We start from the raw sequence: 17172 nt of genomic DNA, 5'->3' as shown, positions 1-17172 counted from the left end.
ACAACAACCCCACCCGCGACTCCACCCCCACACCACCCGCACACAACACCCGCGCCAACCCCTCAGCCCGCACATCCAACTCCCCATACGTCAACGACACACCACCACACTCCACCGCCACCGCACCCGGCGAAGCAGCCACCCGCCCCGCAAACGCCGACACGACCGACATGTGCTGGACCGACGGCATGGACTGCTCGCCCTCGAACATCGTTGATTCCCCGCATATCTCGTGACTCGTGACCGGTGCGGCCGGTCGGCCCGTGGCTGTTGTTCGCCGGCCGGGGGCGCTTCCCCTTGCCGGGTCGGCTCAGAGCCGTTGCAGTGCCCGGCCGCCGTACTGGAGCAGCGCTACCGGGCCTCCCGGGTGCTTCCTGACGAAGCGTCCGACGATGGGGAGCGCGTCGTGCTCGCGGTCCTGGGCGACGAAGAGGTCGTCCGTGTGGATGGTGAGGCGGTAGTCGGAGTAGTCCTCGCGCGTGAGGTAGAGATCGCCCTCCGCGTCGGTCACGACCATGAGGTGGAGGTCGCCGTTGGCGTACGTGCCGAGGTGGTCGCCGAGGTCGGCGGCCTCCGGGGCATCGGGGGCCGGCAGGCTGTAGTGCCCCAGGTCCAGGCCGGCCACCCGGAGCCGGCCGACCAGGTCCTCCCACAGCTTCGGCCCGGCCGTGGAGTTGGTGGTGACCGCGAGGGCGAGATTGCGGCCCGGGTGGATCCGCAGGTTGCAGGTGGCACCGCCCACCGCGCCGTCGTGGCCGAACCAGGCCTCCTCGCCGCTGCGGTGGCACATCAGCCCCAGGCCCCAGGCATCGGCGAGGCCGAAGGGCTCGGCGTCCGGCACGCTGTCGCGCATCTGGAGTACGGCCTCTTCCGGGAGCAACTCCCGTTGCGGGAAGGTGTTCCGGTCGTCGAGGTGCAGCCGGGCGGCGGTGACCAGATCGGTGGCGCTGCCCGCGAGGCCGCCGGCCGCCGCCAGGGAGAGTGCCGTCATGTGGTCGACGGGCTCGGCGTGTTCGTCGCCGGCCCGTACCGCGTGACCCTCGGCCAGTACGCGGGCTCGGCCGCCGGCGGGCCGGTCCGCCCGGGGGCGGGGGTCGTGGAGGAAGGCCGGCTCGATGGAGAGCGGGCGCAGCAGGCAGCTGTCGACGGCCGTCCACCAGTCCATGCCGGACACCGCCTCGACGACGGAGCCGAGCAGGCAGTAGCCGGTGTTGGAGTAGGAGAAGGCGAGGCCGGGCGGGAAGAGGTTCGGCGTCTCACCGCACACGGCCGCGAATCGGCGGTACGAGGGGCCGCGCATGTCGGGGTATTCGATGCTGTCCGCCAGGCCCGCCGTGTGGCTGAGGAGTTGGCGGACGGTCGCGGTGCCCAACTCGGCGTTCGTGGCGCGTTTCAGGTCGGGCAGGAGCCCGGAGAGCGGTTCGTCGAGATCGAGGTCGCCGTCGGAGACGAACTGCATCACCAGTTCGGCCGTGAAGAATTTCGTCACCGAGCCGTAGGGGAACGCGGTGTCGACGGTGACCGGGGTGTTCGTACGTACGGAGCTGATGCCCGCCGCGCACCGGGTGAGGGTGCCGTCGCGGTAGAGGGCCAGTTGTGCTCCGGTCACGTGGTGCTTGCGCACCAACTCCTGGAAGATCCGCTCGACCTGTTCTGCCGGAGCGGGGCCGGCCCCCGCCGTCGAACCCACCGCTGCACCCACTGGACCCACCGGACCTTCCCCCTGATAGTTCGCCCCGGGCACGGCCACGGCGCGGCACGGCGTGGCACGATGTGGCGTGACCCGCCCGGAACGGGGCGTGGCCTGGCACAACATCGACTACGGGGGCGGCGCGGGCATGCCTCGCCTGCGCACACCAGACTCTCCCGGCCCGCCGTCATCCGCAATCAGCTTCGGCAGCGGTGGAAAACCCCTGGTCGCAGGGGTGTTACCCGAAGCCCACGGTGAGGCTCACGACGGTCGCCGCCAGGCCGAGCACCAGCACCACACCGGAGCCGATCAGGAACCGGGGGTTGGCGACGTTGACCGTCCATCCCATGCCCACGCGCTTGGGGACGAGGATCGCCGGGTCGTCGGAGTTCACGTACATCGTTCCCGCCGCCCGCCAGTGACGGTCGTCGTCGCGTGCCACCAGGCCGGTGTTCTCCTCGGCCTCCGCGCCCGGGGTGGCGCCGATCATCGTCCGGCCGCCCGACGGCGCGGCGCGCAGGACGACGAGCAGGGACCCCACGACGGCGACGAGCAGGGGCACGCCCACGACCAGGGACAGGACGGTTCCGGAACGGCTGTCGCCCCACATCATCCCGGACAGGCCGAGCAGCATGAGGTTGAGCAGCGCGCCCACGCCCAGCAGCGCGCGGGCCGTCAGCGCGAGATAGCGGCGGTGCTGGGCCACGCTCGTCCGGGGGCGTGACACGTCCAGGTCGGGCCGGGCGCGCAGCACGGCGGCGACGGTGCCGAGGACGGTCACGGTGACCCCGAGCTGTACGAAGACCAGGCTGAACGCGGACCAGAAGGTGGTGGTGACGTCGCGGTAGGCCGTGCCGTTCGTGGTCCGCTCCGGGAGGGACATCGTCGCGGGCAGGTCGGGGTAGGCGAACGCGCCTGCGGCGGCCGTCGCCGCGAGCACCACGAGGGAGGGGACCACCCACAGCCAGGGCAGCCGTACGGGGTCCGTGCGCAGGGAGGTGTCCATGACGGCGCCCTGACGGACGTGTTCGTACCAGTTCCCCTGTTCCTTGGCGCGGGCGAGGGCCCGGTGGGCGCTCAGCCACAGTGCGCCGGCGGCGGCGCAGAGCAGCAGCGCCGCCACGGCTCCGACCACGGCGCTGTTGAGTACGGCGCCGAGGACGAGTGAGGCCAGGGTGATGACGACGGCGATCGGTGCCAGCAGTGCGCGGTAGCGCCTGCGCTGCTCGCCCACTTCGGGACTGTCGGCCTTGTCGGGGGGTACGCGGACACCGAAGGGGACCGCTTTGGGGTTGAGGAGGGGGCTGGGAGCCGCGTAGAGGACCGCTCCGAGAATCAGGAGGGTCGCGAAATTGACGAGGAGGCTGACAAGCACGGCGTTCACCTAATCCATCCGACGAAGTCGTGGTAATTGGAGCGGCCTCGCGGGGAGCGGCCTCGCACGGTGCGCGACGGCACTCGCGTACGGCATCCGGCACCACACTCCAACTTCTCCTGGCGGCGGCTGCTCCGCAACCGCCTTTGGGCAGGACCGAATCGTCGGCCCGTTCGCACGATCCGCTCGTTCGTTCTATCTGCTTCGTTTGTTCTGTCTACTTCGTCTGTTCGTTCATTCATTCGGCACTTCTGCTTCGTCCGTCCGTTTGTTCTATCCGTTTCCCGCACCGCCTCCCAGGCCGAACCCCTTCAGGGTCGTCCGTACGTACGTCACGATCTCCTCGTCCGGAATGCCCCGGACGACGGCTTCGGCGAGGAGCGTGCGCAGTCGCTGTTCCCAGTCGACCCCCACCCTCAGCTCGGCCGTCGCCATGCGAACGTCCGGATGGACCACCGCACCGCTCTTGCGGTTGATGCGGATGATCCCTTCGCGGCGCAGCAGGTCGTACGCCTTGTTCACGGTGTGGAAGTTGATCGCGAGATCGACGGCGAACTGCCTGGTGGAGGGCAATGACTCACCAGGTTTCAGCGCGCCGTCCGCGATGGCTTCCACCACCCGGTCCCGGATCTGCTGGTAGATCGGGACCTCGCTGTCGAGATCGAGTAGTAGCTGCACAACACGAACTCTATCTGATATACATCTACTAGAACAGATAGCCAGCGTAGGGACGCACCGGGACCGCGAGCGAGGTCCCCGAGGGAGGGATGGTTCCCATGGCACTGATGAAGGTTTCCGGCAGCGGAGTGACAGTCGAGTTCAACGGACGTGAGCGCACGTGGCTCAGGCGCGGCGAGGTGACCGTGCCGCTGGCGGCCGTCCGCCGGGTGACCCCCGTCGAGACCCCGCTGCGCGCCGCGCACGGCGCCCGGAGCGGGCTGCAGATCTCCGGATTCGCCAAGATCGGGATCTGGGGCGTCATGACGGGTCCGCGCCAGCTCGTGGCGGCCTACCGCGGCCGGCCGGGGCTGCACATCCTGCTGGACCGCGGGGTCGACGGTGTCGAGTACGACGAGCTGGTGCTCTCGCTGGACGGCGCGGAGCAGCTCGCAGAGGCCCTCGGACAGCGGCTGGGGAAGGGCCGATGAGCAAGGAGTCCCGCCGTACGGAGGGCCACCGCGCCGAGGTGGACTCCCCCCGCATCGAGGTGACCGGCCTGACCAAGCGGTTCGGTCCGGTCACCGCGGTGGACGGTCTGAGCTTCTCCGTGGAGCCGGGCGTGATCACGGGCTTCCTCGGTCCCAACGGAGCGGGCAAGACCACGACGATGCGCATGATCCTCGGCCTGGTCACGCCCACCGAGGGCACCGCCACCATCGGCGGCCGGCCGTACGGGGAGCTGCGCCGGCCCTCCGAGGTCGTGGGGGCCGTGCTCGACGCCTCGGCCTTCCACCCGAACCATTCGGCCCGCGACCACCTGCGGATCTACTGCACGATGGGCGGCCACCCGGCGGGCCGCGTGGACGAGCTGCTGGAGCGGCTCGGCCTCGCGGGCGCGGCGCGGCGCAGGACGCGGACGTTCTCCACGGGCATGAAGCAGCGGCTGAGCCTGGCGACGGCGCTGCTGGGCGATCCGCGGGTGCTGCTGCTGGACGAGCCGAGCAACGGGCTCGACCCGGAGGGCATCGCCTGGCTGCGCACGTTCCTGCGGGAGCTCGCCGCCGAGGGGCGCACGGTCCTGGTGTCGAGCCATGTGCTCAGCGAGGTCCAGCAGATCGTGGACGACATCGTGATGATCCGGCGCGGCCGGCTCGTCGCGGCCGGGCCGCTCGCCGAGATGGAGCGCTTCCGGCCCTCGACGGTGCTGGTCCGCTCGCCCGACGCGGAACCGCTGAAGAAGCTGCTGCTGAAGGGCGATCCGGAGCGGGGTGCCGCGAGCCAGGTCGAGTCCGGACAGAACGGCGCGCTGCGCGTCCACGGGCTGACCACGGAGCAGGTCGCCGATCTGGCGTCGGCCGCGGGACTGCGGGTGTACGAACTGGCGACCGAGGACACCAGCCTGGAGCAGTTGTTCTTCGAACTGACCGGGGACGGCGAACGGACCGGGAACGGCGAGGGGGACGCTCGATGAACGCGTTGGTCAAGGCGGAGTTCCACCGGCTGACGGCGACCCGGCTGTGGCTGTGGGCGCTGGTGGCGGCCGTGCTCCTGGGCGGCGGTCTGGTCGGGGTGATGACCGCGGTCGGGCCCGAGAACTTCTCGCCGCCCATGCCCGGCCTGGACACCCGGGAGGGCGTGCTCTCCGTCATCGGGATGCTCGGCTTCACCGTGTTCGTCCCGGCGGCGCTGGGCACGATGGCGATGACGTCGGAGTACCGCCACCGGACGGCGACGTACACCTTCCTCTTCGCGCCGCAGCGCTGGCAGGTGCTCACGGCCAAGCTGGTCACGTACGGTGTGGCCGGCATGGTGTACGGGCTGGTGCTCACCGGCAGCGCGGCTGCGGGGTTCTTCGGGGCGCTCGCCGCCCGGGGCGTCACGCCCGGTGTCGCCACGGGGACGGTGCTGGCGCTGCTGCTGCGGCTGGCGGTCACCATGGCGGTCTACACGCTGCTGGGGGTCGCGATGGGGGCGCTGATCCGCAATCAGATCGTCGCCCTCGCGGTGGTGATCGGCTATCTCTACATGGGTGAGCTGATCCTGATGATGATCCCGGGCGTCAACCTGCTCTACCCGCTGCTGCCGGGTGGCGCGACGGCCTCCCTGACCAGCTTCACCTACATCGCGGACGCGCTGGCGGACGAACTGGCCACCAGTCCGGTCTCGCTGCTCTCGCCGGTCGGCGGCGGGCTGCTGCTGGCGGGGTACGCGCTCGTCGCGGCGGCCGTGGCCGTGCTCGTACCGATGCGGCGGGACGTGGTCTGACCGCGGACGCGGCTCGCACGGCCCACCGGTCCGAAAACGTCTCACGGCCCGCCGCTCCGGAAACGCGGGAGCGGGTGTCCCGGACTGCACTCCGGAACACCCGCGGTGGATCTCACGCGATGGAACTCACGCAATGGAGTTCAGGCGGTGGTTCCCGCCCGACGGGTCAGGCGGGGACACCGGCCGGTCTCGCCGGTACCGCCGCGGCGCCGTCCATCTCCCGGATGAGGCTGGCGGGCCTCATGTCCGTCCAGTTCTTCTCCACGTAGTCGAGGCAGGCCTGGCGGCTCTCCTCGCCGAAGACGACCGTCCAGCCGTCCGGGACACTGGCGAATGTGGGCCACAGCGAGTGCTGGTTCTCGTGATTGACCAGTACGTAGAAGGAGCCGTTGTCGTCGTCGAACGGGTTCTCCATGAGTTTCCCTTCCCTCATGTCCGGGTTCCGGTGTCACCCCGGCCCCCGCGGCATGGTCTCCCAGCCGCTTACGCCGGTTCAAACTGTTTTACCTGGGGCCGAAGCCTCCCCAGGCGGAACCTGTGATTCGGTGTGTGGATTCGGATATGCGTCGTGCGGCCACGTCCGGTTCAGCCGCGCTGTGCGAAGAATTCGAGCAGCGCGGCATTGACCCGGTCGGGGCGTTCCAGGTAGCCGTAATGCCCGGCGTCCTCGATCTCCGTATAGCGGGATCCCGGGATCGCGTCGGCGACTTCACGGCTGAAATGCGGGGGCAGTACGAGATCGTCGGCGAATCCGACGACCAGGCACGGTGTGGTGATCCGCCGGTAGGCGGGGAGCCGGTCGGAGGTGATGTCGATGTCGAGCTGCGCCCGGTAGCCGGGGAGCTGGGAGGCCGGGGCGACCTCGAAGATGTCCAGCCAGTCCTGGATCTCCTTGTCCTCGCGCAGGGTCGCGGGCGACAGGTTCTGCAGGGCGCGCAGGGTGGCCCCGTACAGCGGTGTCATCACGCCGCCGCTGTCATGGAACTCGCGCTCCGCCCGTGCGTGCGCCCGGCGCATGAAGTCCGTTCTGCCGCGCGTCGCCATCAGCACCACCTGGCTGATCAACTCCGGCCTGGCCAGGCAGAGTTCCTGGGCCACATGGGCGCCGAGGGAGGTGCCGACGAGCCGGCACGGGCCGAGGCCGAGATGGTCGATGAGCCCGGCCGTGTCCGCCACCAGGTCGTCGACGGTGAAGCCGTCGGCGCAGGCGTCGGTCGGGGGGATGCCGCGGTTGTTGAAGGTGATCACCCGGTAGCCGGCCGACCGCAGGGCGGGCACCTGGTGCAGATGCCAGGACCGGCCTCCCGCCCCGGAGCCCATCACCATCACCACCGGTTCGCCCTGCCCGGTGTCCTCGTAGCTGAGACTGATTCCGTTGATACGTGCGCTCGGCACAGCCGTCCCTCTCCGTCCTGTTCCGTTCCGCCGGTTCCCGCCACCGGTGGCGCCGCCGTCAGTCCTGCCGCCAGTACGCGCCGAACAGCGCGGCCTCGTCGGGGACGCGCTCGGGTATGGGGCGGGACACCGTCGTGTGATTGAGGAAGTGACGCCAGGTGACATTGCCCGCCACGCTCGAACCACCCCAACTCCCCGCGGAGAGCGTGGTGGTGAAGGGCACTCCGCTGGCGAAGCCGCCGGTGTTGGTCATGGTCGACTGGTTCACCACGACCCGGCAGTGCGTGACCTCCTCGGCCAGCCGCAGCACCCGGTCGGCCCGGGTCGTGTGGACGGCGCAGCTGTGGCCGAGGCCGCACCGCCGCGAGATGGACTGGACGAGGCGTACGGCTTCGTCGTACTCGGTGTAGACGGAGAGGGTGAGGAGCGGGGAGATCTTCTCCCGCAGGACCGCCGTGTCCTGCCAGGGGTCGGCGCAGCGCACGACGAGGACGGTCACCTTCTCCGCCGTGCCGAGGCCGATGCCGGCGGCCCGCGCGATCTCGGTGGCCGGCCGGCCGATCATCTCCCGGTTGAGCGCGGTGCCGTCCGGCCACAGCAGCCGGGCCAGCCGGTCCGCCTCGGCCTCGTCGCAGAGGTGGGCGCCCGCGCGGGCCAGGCCCTGCTCGAAGGCGGCGGCGACGGAGCGGTGGACGAGCACATTGCTCTCCGACGAGCAGGAGGTGCCGTTGTTGAACCCGGCGCCATGCTGGATCTTCTCCACGGCGTCGTCCAGGTCCGCGGTCTCGTCGACGATGACGGTGGGGTTGCCGACGCCGGCGCCGATGGCGGGCGTACCGCTGCGGTAGGCGCGGCGTACGGTGCCGGAGCCGCCGATGGCGACGACGGAGTCGGCGGCGGACATCAGCAGGCTCCCCGCCTCACGGCCGGCCTCGGGCAGGCAGATCAGCAGGTCGGGCGGGGCGCCGATGCCGGTGAGCGCGGCCCGCATGACCTCCACCGTGGCCCGGGCGCTGCGGTGGGCGCGGGGGTTGGGGCTGAAGACGGCCGCGTTACGGGTCTTCAGCATGGGCAGCGCGTTGCAGATGATGCCGGGGGCGGGAGCCGTCGCGGGGCTGGCGACGGCGATGACGCCCAGTGGTTTGGCGATCCTGACGAGCCCGAACTCCGGCTCCTCCTCGACCACACCGACGGTGCGCGCGCCGTGCAGGTCGTGCAGGATGCCGAGCACCCGTCGGCGGTGCAGGGTGTACAGGTCCTCGACGTCGCCGAGCCGGGTCTCCCGGTGGCTCAGGCGCGCGAGGCGGCGCGCTGTCTCCTCGCGGTAGCAGTGCCATCCGACGGCCGTGACGGCCCGGTCGGTGTCGGCCTGCGACCATGACGCCGCTTCCGCCTGGGCCGCTCTGGCCCTGCGGACGGCTTCCTCCACGGATTCGCTGATCACAGCTACTCCTCTACGGCGGTCGCTGAGAGGCGGCCCCTGGAGCACAGTGACGCGCCTTCATCCCGGCAGGCCGTCCAGCAACTCCCGACCTCCCGCAGAGAACTTCACGTTCCTGCCCGGGCAGCGTAACCATCCGGATTCGGCCGTCACCACAGTTTCTGTTGACGGCAAAAGGCCCCGGTGCCGGACCTTGGTGTCATGCCTCCGTGTCCGGGCTCGGTGCCGGTCCCTGTTTCGGCCCCGGTTTCGGTCCCGGCGTTGGCCCCGGTGTTCCGGCGCGCGGAAAAGCCGCGGAATCAACGGACTTCCCGTGATTCCGCGGCTCTCGCGCGGTGCTCCTCTCAGACGCCGACCCAGCCGTGGGCGCGTGCCAGGTCGAGGACGCGGGCCCTGACCCGCTTGATCTGATCGGCCGTCAGGGTGGGGTCCGCCTCCAGCAGCGCCTCGGTGAGTTCGCCGCGCAGGGTGGCGACGGTCGGCTCGGCGCCGTCCGCCGTCTGGTACGTCACGGCGCTCGGCGCCGGGTCGCGCTCCGGGCGGCGCTGCGCGGACTGGTGGATGAGGCGGATCTCCGACGCCTTGGGCCCCTTGTCCCCCATCTCGACGAAGAACTCGACCTCGCGGCCGGCCTGGTAGAGGTACTTCTCGTCCAGCAGGTCGTTCGCGTGCATGAACACGTCGTCACCTCCCTCGTTCGGGATGATGAACCCGTACCCACGCGTCTCGTCGAACCGCTGGATCTTTCCTGTCCTCAGCACAACCGCACCTCCACGCGAACCAATACCTCATACACCTGTACACCTCGTACGGCCCGTGAACCGGCAGCCACCGCGGAGACGGAAAGCGCGATCCGCGCATACGCAGACGGAAGCGCAGGCGGAAGCGGAAGCGGGGGCGGCGAACACGAGCCGGCGGGCGGCCCGACGGGGCCGCCCGGCCAGGATGGTACGCCGCGCCCCCCGTGCGCCGCACCTGAAGAATTCATGATCCTGGCAGTGAATCGGCCATGGGGCCCGGAGGAACGCGGCACTGTCCGAGCGGCTCCGCTCGTGGCACCGTCGGCGGGGAGTCTGGATCGTCGTGGAGTGACCACTGCACGCCTTACCCGGCGTGGCCGCTCCTGACACCAACACGAAGGGTCCGCGCACACGGCACTGCCGCCGGTGTTCGTCCGGCGTACGGGGCAGGCGGGCGGCGTACCCACCGCGAACCGGTGGGTGTACGCCGGCCGCGCGCCCGTGGCGCGGATCCGCCACTCAGCAACGGGGGCTACACACATGCAGAGAATCCATTTCACCGCCGCGGATCTCGCCCGCACACGGCTGCAGAGCACACTGGGGCCGGTCGCCGAGGGGATCTTCGCGCTCGGGGTGCTCACGCAGTCGCGCAACGCGGACTACGCGCGCTGGCGCGGGGACGTCCTGGGCCGGCTGCGGGAGACGTCCTCGCTGAACCGGCCGCTGGTTCCGCTGCTCCGCGCCCTCAAGGCGCCGGACGACCTGCTGTTCCTGCTCGACTCCTCACCGGACGCCGACGCCTCGGTGCTCGCCGCGCTCTCCCTCACCCGTACGGATCTGACCCGGCTGGCCGTGGACATGTGGCGGGCGGGGGTCGCGCCGTACTGGGACCGCGTCCTGGAGCGCCTCGACAGTGAGTGCGACGCGCACGGGCGGATCGCGATGACGGGCGGGGTGGAGCAGTTGCTGGCCACGCTGCACCCGCGGATCGTGTGGAACCCGCCGGTGCTGGAGATCCACGACGGTCTGGAGTGCGAGGTCCATCTCAAGGGGCAGGGGCTGCTGCTGACCCCCTCGGCGTTCCTGCCGGGGACCGTCGGCCGGATCATCAGGTCGGAGCGGGACAGCGATCAGCCGGCGCTGGTCTTCGCCGTACCGTCCGACGTCTCGGGTCTGTTCGCGCTGCCGGACGAGCCCGATGTGACCGGCGGACAGGCGCTGAGCGCGCTCGTGGGCCAGACCCGGGCGGCGGCGCTGCGCGCCCTGACCAACACGTGCACGACAAGTCAGCTCGCCGCACGGCTGGGCGTCTCGCCCGGGAGCGCGAGCCAGCACGCCTCCGTGCTGCGGGAGTCGGGGCTCATCACGACACGTCGGGTACGGAACTGCGCGCTGCACTCGGTGACGCCGCTCGGCATGGCGCTGCTGGGCGGCCGGCTGCGCACCCCGGTTCCCGCGCAGCGGCTCGCCCCGCGCCCGGCGTCGGTGAACTGACCAGCGGTTTCCGGCCGGTCAGGGGCGTTCTCGCGGACAGCGCACTTCCCCGCCGGATGCCAGATGTTTCGGCATCCGGCGAATCGCTGTGCCGGATCCGTGAAATCTTCATGGAGGCCCGGTGACCGGGGGACTGTCCGGTCACCGCCGCCGCTGCGGAGAATCGCTGCGGCGGCAGCCGAGCCGTCAGCAGGACTGACAGCAGGCACCGACAGCACGAACCGACAGCGGAAACCGAGCGTACGAACGAAAGGGGAACGATCGTAATGAGCAGTGCCATGACCTCCCACCCGCGGTCCGACAGCCCGGCGGCCGGCGGACGGCTGCTGATCATCGAGGATCTCGACGCGGTGCCGGAGCAGGCGACCGCCCTGTTCAGCATCTGCATCGCCGCCGCGCCCGTCGCGCCCGCGGCCGGAGAGCGCGAGCAGCTCCAGGCATGACCGCGGCAGGGGGGCACGGACCCGGGCCCGCCGCGCGGGACGGGGCGCGCCTGGGGTTCAAGAGCCATCTGCGCGCCACGGTCGTCCCCGGCGAGGCGGTGTATCTCGTCTCCCAGCGCGGGGTCACCGCCCTCCGCGGGGCTCCCGCGGAGGTGCTGGTGCCGTTGCTGGACGGGACGCGTGGCCCGGCGGAGGTGGTGCGGGACGCGACGCCCGCGCTGACCGCGGAGGAGGCCCGCGCCTCGCTGCGGGCGCTCGACGCGGCGGGGCTGCTCCGGCTCCGTACGCCCGGCGCGGACGGTCCGGCCGCGTCCCCCTGTCCGGATCCGGCGGCCGGCGCCTTCTGGGAGCTCGCCGGCGCCGACGGTGACCGGGCTCTGGCCGCGCTGGCCGGGGCCTCGGTCCTGCCGGTCTCGCTGCTACGCGGCGGTACGGCCCGGGTGTCCGAACTGGCCTCGGCCTGCCGTGCCTCGGGGCTCGGCGTCGCCGCGTCGGAGGCCGAAGCGGACTTCTCGCTCGTCCTGTGCGACGACTATCTCGCGCCGGGGCTCGCCGAGGTGGACGCCCGGCAGCGCGCGGCGGGCACGCCGTGGCTGCCGGTCCGGCTGGGTTCCGCGGTTCTGTGGGCGGGGCCGGTGTTCCGCCCGCACGACGGCCCCTGCTGGCAGTGTCTGGCGTCGCGGCTCCGCGGTCACCGGTACGCCGAGTGGCCGCTGCAGCGGGCGCTCGGGCTCGCGGGCCCGCCGGAGCGGCCGTACGCGACCCTGGCCGCGGGCCGCTCCGTCGCCGTACAGCTCGCCGTCCTGGAGACCGCGAAGTGGCTGGCCGGGGTACGGGGGCCGACGCACGACGCGGTGAACACACTGGACACACTGACGCTCGCCACCACGGCCCATCCCGTGGCGCGGCTGCCGCAGTGCCCCGCGTGCGGGGACCCCGCGCTGACGGCCCGGCGGATCGAGCGTCCGTTCGTCCCCGTGTCGCGTCCGAAGGCGGCGGGCGATCCGGGCGGCCACCGCGCCCTGGCACCCGCCGAGATGCTGGCCCGCCACGGCCGTCTGATCGACCCGGTCACCGGGATCGTCAAGGAGATCCGCCGGGCGCCGGGCTCCCCCGGCTTCGTGAACTCCTTCCTCTCCGGCCAGAATCTGGCGATGCGCAGCGGCACGCTGGCCGGGCTGCGTGCCGGGCTGCGCGCGCTGAGCGGCGGCAAGGGCCTGACCGACACGGAGGCCAGGACCAGCGCGCTGTGCGAGGCGGTGGAGCGGTACAGCGGGACCCGGCAGGGCGACGAGCCGGTCGTCCGCGACTCGTTCCGCGCCCTGGGCTCCGTGGCCGTACATCCCAACGCCTGTCAGTTGTTCGACGAGCGCCAGTTCGAGGACCGGGAGCGGTGGAACGCGGGCGGCTCGCGGCTGCATTACGTACCGCCGCGCTTCGACGAGGACCGCCCCACCGAGTGGACGCCGGTGTGGTCGCTGACCGGCGGGACGCGGCGGCTGCTGCCGACCTCCATGCTGTACTTCGGCGAGGAGGAGACGCCGGACGGCCTGTGGGCCGACTCCAACGGGAACGCCGCCGGCAGCAGCCCCGAGGACGCCGTGGTGCAGGGGTTCCTGGAGTTGGTGGAGCGGGACGCGGTGGCCCTGTGGTGGTACAACCGCACCCGGCAGCCCGGGGTCGATCTGGACGCGTTCGACGAACCGTACATCGAGCGGCTGCGCGCCGGTTACCGGTCGGTGAACCGTACGGTGTGGGCACTCGATCTCACCTCTGACCTCGGGATCCCGGTGTTCGCGGCACTGTCGCGGCGCACCGACAAACCGGCCGAGGACATCCTGTTCGGCTTCGGCGCGCACTTCGACCCGCGGGTGGCGCTGCGCCGGGCGCTGACGGAGATGGGCCAACTGCTGCCGCTGGTGAGCGCGGTGACCGCCGACGGGGCCGGATACCGGGTCGACGATCCCGACCCGCTGGACTGGTGGCGCGGGGCGACGGCCGCCAACCGGCCCTACGTACAGGCGGATCCGGCGGCGCCGGTCCGTACCCCGCGGGACTGGTCGTACACGCCGGCCGGCGATCTCCTCGACGATGTGGCCACCATCACGGAGTTGGTGCGTGCGCACGGGATGGAACTCCTGGTGCTGGACCAGACCAGGCCGGACCTGGATCTTCCTGTTGTGAAAGTTGTCGTGCCGGGTCTGCGCCATTTCTGGCCGCGCTTCGCCCCCGGCAGGCTCTACAACACACCGGTCCTGCTGGGCAGACGCGCGGAACCCACTCCGTTTGGGGAGTTGAACCCAACACCACTCTTCGTCTGAGACGTGGACCGGCTCACACCGCTTCGCATCACTTATCGTTGTTTTAGTCCCGGCGCCCTACGATCTCAGCACATCCTTCACGCAGATCACCTACGCTCTTCACGTAGCACGGAGGTTCGACGGGGAAGGCTGCGAAGACACACGATCATGCGAAGTAGCGACGACAGATCCACGGAAGAAGCCCAGCCGGGGGAATGCGACGGGGCGGCGGGCGCCCCGATCGACCCTCCGGATCTGCCGGCTCCCAAGCTGGCCCGCACCATTCTCACCATCGCACTTCTCGGCTATCTGAGCGTGACCGTCATCAATCTGCTGGGTGCGCCGCACAGCAGGCTGTCCCTGACCATGTCCCTCGTCGGCCTGTTACTCATCTTCGTCATCCAGCTGCGGCACTCCAGCGCCCGGGCGCGGCAGGCACCCGCCTGGCAGAGAGCACTGACGCTGGGGGCGCAGGCGCTGCTGACGTATCTTCCGATCGCGGTGTTCCACTCCCAGTGGGGGGCGATGGCCGGCTTCTTCGCCGGATCGCTGCTGCTCCTCCTGCCGCCCCGCCAGGCGTGGCCGGCCTACGGAGCGGTCGGGGTCACGATGCTGATCCCCCCGGCCATCGACGGCCTCCCCGTGCGGGAGGCCTTCTATTTGTGCCAGTCGACGCTGCTGACCGGGCTGGTGGTGTACGGGCTCTCCCGGATGGCCGAGCTGGTCAAGGCGCTGCACGACACGCGGGTCGAGCTGACGCGGATGGCCGTCACCCAGGAACGGCTGCGGTTCGCACGGGATCTGCACGACCTGCTCGGTTACAGCCTCTCCGCGATCACCCTGAAGAGCGAGCTGATCCACCGGCTGGTGCCCACGCACCCGCGCCGGGCGATGGAGGAGATCAACGAGGTCCTGTCCATCTCGCGGCAGTCGCTCGCCGATGTCCGCACCGTCGCCAGCGGTCTGCGCGGCATGTCGCTGGAGCAGGAGCTCGGTTCGGCCCGGTCGCTGCTGACGGCGGCCGATGTGACGGTGCACGCGGAGATCCGCCTCGGCAGGATCAGTCAGCAGGTCGACACCGTACTGGCCGCCGTGGCACGCGAGGCGATCACCAATCTGCTGCGGCACTCGCGCGCCGGGGTCTGCGACATCGAGGCGGTCCTGGAGGGCGGTCTCGTCCGGCTCTCCGTCTCCAACGACGGAGTGGACCCGTCGTACCGCGACACCTCACCGCACAGCGGCAGCGGCCTGGGCAATCTGCAGACGCGGCTGAAGGCGGTGTCCGGCACCCTCTCCGTCTTCCGAGGGGCCGACGGCACATTCGAACTGGTGGCCGAAGCCCCGGCCCAGCTCATCCGGGGGCTGCCCGAGGTGGACGATGACGTCTATGCACGGGGCTCCGCGGCCTGACCGCCACCCGGACGCGCCCGCTGCCCCACGATCCGATCCGAGGAGGTGCACCTCATGGCGATACGCATCCTGCTGGCCGAAGACATGAACATGGTCCGCGGCGCCCTTGTGGCACTGCTGAATCTGGAGGGCGATCTCGACGTCGTCTGCGAGGTCGAGCGCGGCGACCAGATCCTGACGGCCGCGCTGGAGCACCGTCCGGACATCGCCGTCATCGACATCGACCTGCCCGGAATCGACGGCCTGACCGCGGCGAGCCGGCTGCGCGAGTCCCTGCCGGAGTGCCGGACGCTGATCCTGACCAGCCTCGGCCGGCCCGGCACGCTGCGGCGTGCGCTGTCCGCCCATGTCTCGGGCTATCTCCTCAAGGACGCCCCACCGCACGAACTGGCCACCGCGGTACGGCGGGTGGTGGCGGGTCACCGGGTGATCGACCCCCAGCTCGCGCTCTCCGCGTGGGACGGCGCCGAGACCCCGCTGACCGAGCGGGAGACGGAGGTGCTGCGGCTGGCCGCGGAGGGCTCGGAGGCGGGCGAGATCGCCAAGGCGCTCCATCTCTCCCCCGGCACCGTGCGCAACTACCTCACCACCATCGTGGCCAAGCTCAACGCGCGCAACCGGGTGGACGCGATCAGGATCGCGCAGGCAGCCGACTGGCTGCTGTGACATCGGGGTCGTCGACCGGGGTCGCCATCCCGGCGGCGGCCAGATAGTCGACGATGCCCCGGGTCACCTCACGGGGCAGCGGCAGCGCCTCCGAGAGCGCGTCCGGTGTCACGGGCCAGGCCAGCAGGGCGGCCACCAGCGCCGCCTCCGGGCGGTGCAGCACCACCCGGAACGGGGAGAGCTCCGACTCCAGCGCGAACCCGGCGTCCTCCAGGGTGAGCGACACCTCCCGCGGCATCCGGACGGGCCGCCGGGGCGGCAGCCGTACGGGGGTGAAGCGGGCGGGCCGGGAGACCGGGCAGACGGAGAGCAGCGGCCCGCCGAGATCGTCCACCCCCAGGCTGCGGACCACGAGATGGGAGAGCCGGTCGAGCACGGGCAGCAGAACGAAGTAGACACACCCCCGGGGCATCGAGCCGCCGGGCAGCGGTTCGAGGTTCGCCAGCAGGACGGGCCCGAGCTGCATGCGCCGCAGCGCCTCGCGCACCACCGGCGGGGCGTCGCCGATCCGCTCGGTCCCCCAGGGCCCGGTCAGCACGAGCCCCTCACCGCCGGCCCCGCTCTCCATCACGACGTCGACGTCTTCGCTCAACGACCAGAGATTCACCGTTCTGTGCTCGTCCGCCTTTCTCAACGCTGCCCCTTGTTCTGATACGGCCATGCCACGTACCGAGCAGTATCCGGTGCGCTCCTCGCCCGCGTGCAGCGAAGAGATCACGAATGAGACATGGAGATTTCACGCGGAGACCACAGCGCGGCGGCTTGCGGAATGGCGTACGGAGCGAATCTGTTGCCCCGGTATGGACGCAGAGAGTGCAGAGAGAGCAGAGACCGGAACAGCGGGGACGGGAAGCGGTGGCCCCGCGGGCGCGCGGCCCGGGAACGGGCCCGCCGATCCGGCGACGATCCGCGAGATCCTGCGGCAGGGCGGCGACACCTGGGCCGTCGTGGGCCTGTCCGGCAACACCTCCCGGGCCGCCTACGGTGTCGCCGCGGTGCTCCAGCGCTACGGCAAGCGCGTCGTACCGGTGCACCCCGAGGCCGAGACGGTGCACGGCGAGCGGGGGTACGCCTCGCTCGCGGACATCCCCTTCCCCGTGGACGTGGTGGACGTCTTCGTCAACAGCCGACTGGCCGGAGCGGTCGCGGACGAGGCGGTCGCCATCGGGGCGAAGGCCGTCTGGTTCCAGCTCGGGGTGATCGACGAGCAGGCGTACGAGCGGACTCGGGCGGCGGGGCTCGCCATGGTGATGGACCGCTGCCCCGCGATCGAGATCCCGCTGCTCGGCTGAG

The 17172-nt window shown here is 71.0% G+C and carries 18 protein-coding genes; 9 read left to right on the top strand and 9 right to left on the bottom strand.

The annotated features are described in order from the left end of the window. From ACFXKG_RS36125 to ACFXKG_RS36110, 4 genes are all read right to left on the bottom strand, one after another. A partial coding sequence (locus ACFXKG_RS36125; RefSeq protein WP_384848185.1) for a hypothetical protein occupies positions 1–211 on the bottom strand: 211 nt, incomplete at its 3' end. Between the two features lie 99 nt (positions 212–310). After that, positions 311–1702 carry a serine hydrolase domain-containing protein gene (locus ACFXKG_RS36120; RefSeq protein WP_384848182.1) on the bottom strand — a complete coding sequence of 464 codons (1392 nt, stop codon included), beginning with the start codon at positions 1700–1702 and terminating at the stop codon, positions 311–313. A gap of 226 nt (positions 1703–1928) precedes the next feature. Next, positions 1929–3074 carry a DUF1648 domain-containing protein gene (locus ACFXKG_RS36115; RefSeq protein WP_384848179.1) on the bottom strand — a complete coding sequence of 382 codons (1146 nt, stop codon included), beginning with the start codon at positions 3072–3074 and terminating at the stop codon, positions 1929–1931. A 264-nt stretch (positions 3075–3338) separates the two neighbouring features. Continuing rightward, positions 3339–3743 carry a GntR family transcriptional regulator gene (locus tag ACFXKG_RS36110; RefSeq protein ID WP_384848176.1) on the bottom strand — a complete coding sequence of 135 codons (405 nt, stop codon included), beginning with the start codon at positions 3741–3743 and terminating at the stop codon, positions 3339–3341. A 98-nt stretch (positions 3744–3841) separates the two neighbouring features. Between ACFXKG_RS36110 and ACFXKG_RS36105 the strand changes: the two genes are divergently transcribed. From ACFXKG_RS36105 to ACFXKG_RS36095, 3 genes are read left to right on the top strand one after another with little or no spacing between them, the layout of a single operon-like run. After that, positions 3842–4213, top strand: coding sequence for a hypothetical protein (locus ACFXKG_RS36105; protein ID WP_384848174.1), 372 nt, complete (start codon positions 3842–3844; stop codon positions 4211–4213). After that, on the top strand, positions 4210–5196 hold the full coding sequence (locus tag ACFXKG_RS36100; RefSeq protein WP_384848171.1) for an ABC transporter ATP-binding protein: 987 nt from the start codon (positions 4210–4212) through the stop codon (positions 5194–5196). Before ACFXKG_RS36105 ends, ACFXKG_RS36100 begins: the two co-directional genes overlap by 4 nt. Continuing rightward, the gene (locus ACFXKG_RS36095) at positions 5193–5990 is read left to right on the top strand and encodes an ABC transporter permease (RefSeq protein WP_384848168.1); all 798 of its coding nucleotides are present in this window, start codon (positions 5193–5195) and stop codon (positions 5988–5990) included. Before ACFXKG_RS36100 ends, ACFXKG_RS36095 begins: the two co-directional genes overlap by 4 nt. Before the next feature lie 166 nt (positions 5991–6156). Here ACFXKG_RS36095 and ACFXKG_RS36090 read toward each other — a convergent pair whose 3' ends face one another. From ACFXKG_RS36090 to ACFXKG_RS36075, 4 genes are all read right to left on the bottom strand, one after another. Next, positions 6157–6405 carry an MbtH family protein gene (locus tag ACFXKG_RS36090; protein ID WP_365816775.1) on the bottom strand — a complete coding sequence of 83 codons (249 nt, stop codon included), beginning with the start codon at positions 6403–6405 and terminating at the stop codon, positions 6157–6159. 170 nt (positions 6406–6575) lie between these two features. Continuing rightward, positions 6576–7385 (bottom strand): alpha/beta fold hydrolase, encoded by an 810-nt coding sequence (locus tag ACFXKG_RS36085; protein ID WP_384848165.1) that lies wholly within the window; start codon positions 7383–7385, stop codon positions 6576–6578. A gap of 58 nt (positions 7386–7443) precedes the next feature. Then, positions 7444–8829: an aldehyde dehydrogenase family protein gene (locus ACFXKG_RS36080; protein ID WP_384848162.1), complete on the bottom strand. Its 1386-nt coding sequence runs from the start codon at positions 8827–8829 to the stop codon at positions 7444–7446. Positions 8830–9170: 341 nt separating this feature from the next. After that, complete coding sequence (locus ACFXKG_RS36075; protein ID WP_384848159.1) at positions 9171–9587, bottom strand: cold-shock protein; 417 nt, start codon at positions 9585–9587, stop codon at positions 9171–9173. 519 nt (positions 9588–10106) lie between these two features. On the opposite strand from ACFXKG_RS36075, the gene ACFXKG_RS36070 reads away from it, so the two are divergent. From ACFXKG_RS36070 to ACFXKG_RS36050, 5 genes are all read left to right on the top strand, one after another. Beyond that, the gene (locus tag ACFXKG_RS36070) at positions 10107–11060 is read left to right on the top strand and encodes an ArsR/SmtB family transcription factor (protein WP_384848156.1); all 954 of its coding nucleotides are present in this window, start codon (positions 10107–10109) and stop codon (positions 11058–11060) included. A 278-nt stretch (positions 11061–11338) separates the two neighbouring features. Further along, entirely contained in the window at positions 11339–11503 is a 165-nt protein-coding gene (locus tag ACFXKG_RS36065) for a hypothetical protein (RefSeq protein ID WP_384848153.1), read from the top strand. Then, positions 11500–13824: a TOMM precursor leader peptide-binding protein gene (locus ACFXKG_RS36060; RefSeq protein WP_384848150.1), complete on the top strand. Its 2325-nt coding sequence runs from the start codon at positions 11500–11502 to the stop codon at positions 13822–13824. Before ACFXKG_RS36065 ends, ACFXKG_RS36060 begins: the two co-directional genes overlap by 4 nt. A 147-nt stretch (positions 13825–13971) precedes the next feature. Further along, positions 13972–15213 carry a sensor histidine kinase gene (locus ACFXKG_RS36055; RefSeq protein WP_384848147.1) on the top strand — a complete coding sequence of 414 codons (1242 nt, stop codon included), beginning with the start codon at positions 13972–13974 and terminating at the stop codon, positions 15211–15213. 54 nt (positions 15214–15267) lie between these two features. Continuing rightward, positions 15268–15879 (top strand): DNA-binding response regulator, encoded by a 612-nt coding sequence (locus ACFXKG_RS36050; RefSeq protein WP_384848144.1) that lies wholly within the window; start codon positions 15268–15270, stop codon positions 15877–15879. Here the strand turns inward: ACFXKG_RS36050 and ACFXKG_RS36045 are convergent. Then, positions 15845–16471: an NADH oxidase gene (locus tag ACFXKG_RS36045; protein ID WP_384848141.1), complete on the bottom strand. Its 627-nt coding sequence runs from the start codon at positions 16469–16471 to the stop codon at positions 15845–15847. The genes ACFXKG_RS36050 and ACFXKG_RS36045 overlap by 35 nt on opposite strands. 208 nt (positions 16472–16679) lie before the next feature. Between ACFXKG_RS36045 and ACFXKG_RS36040 the strand changes: the two genes are divergently transcribed. Next, entirely contained in the window at positions 16680–17171 is a 492-nt protein-coding gene (locus ACFXKG_RS36040; protein ID WP_384848138.1) for a CoA-binding protein, read from the top strand. Position 17172: the final 1 nt, after the last annotated feature.

Origin of the sequence: Streptomyces sp. NPDC059255, assembly GCF_042752355.1 — a bacterium.
In the GTDB taxonomy this organism is placed as follows: Bacteria; Actinomycetota; Actinomycetes; order Streptomycetales; family Streptomycetaceae; genus Streptomyces.
The sequence above is the reverse complement of the archived record's forward strand: the minus strand, read 5'-3'. Positions and strand labels throughout refer to the sequence as shown.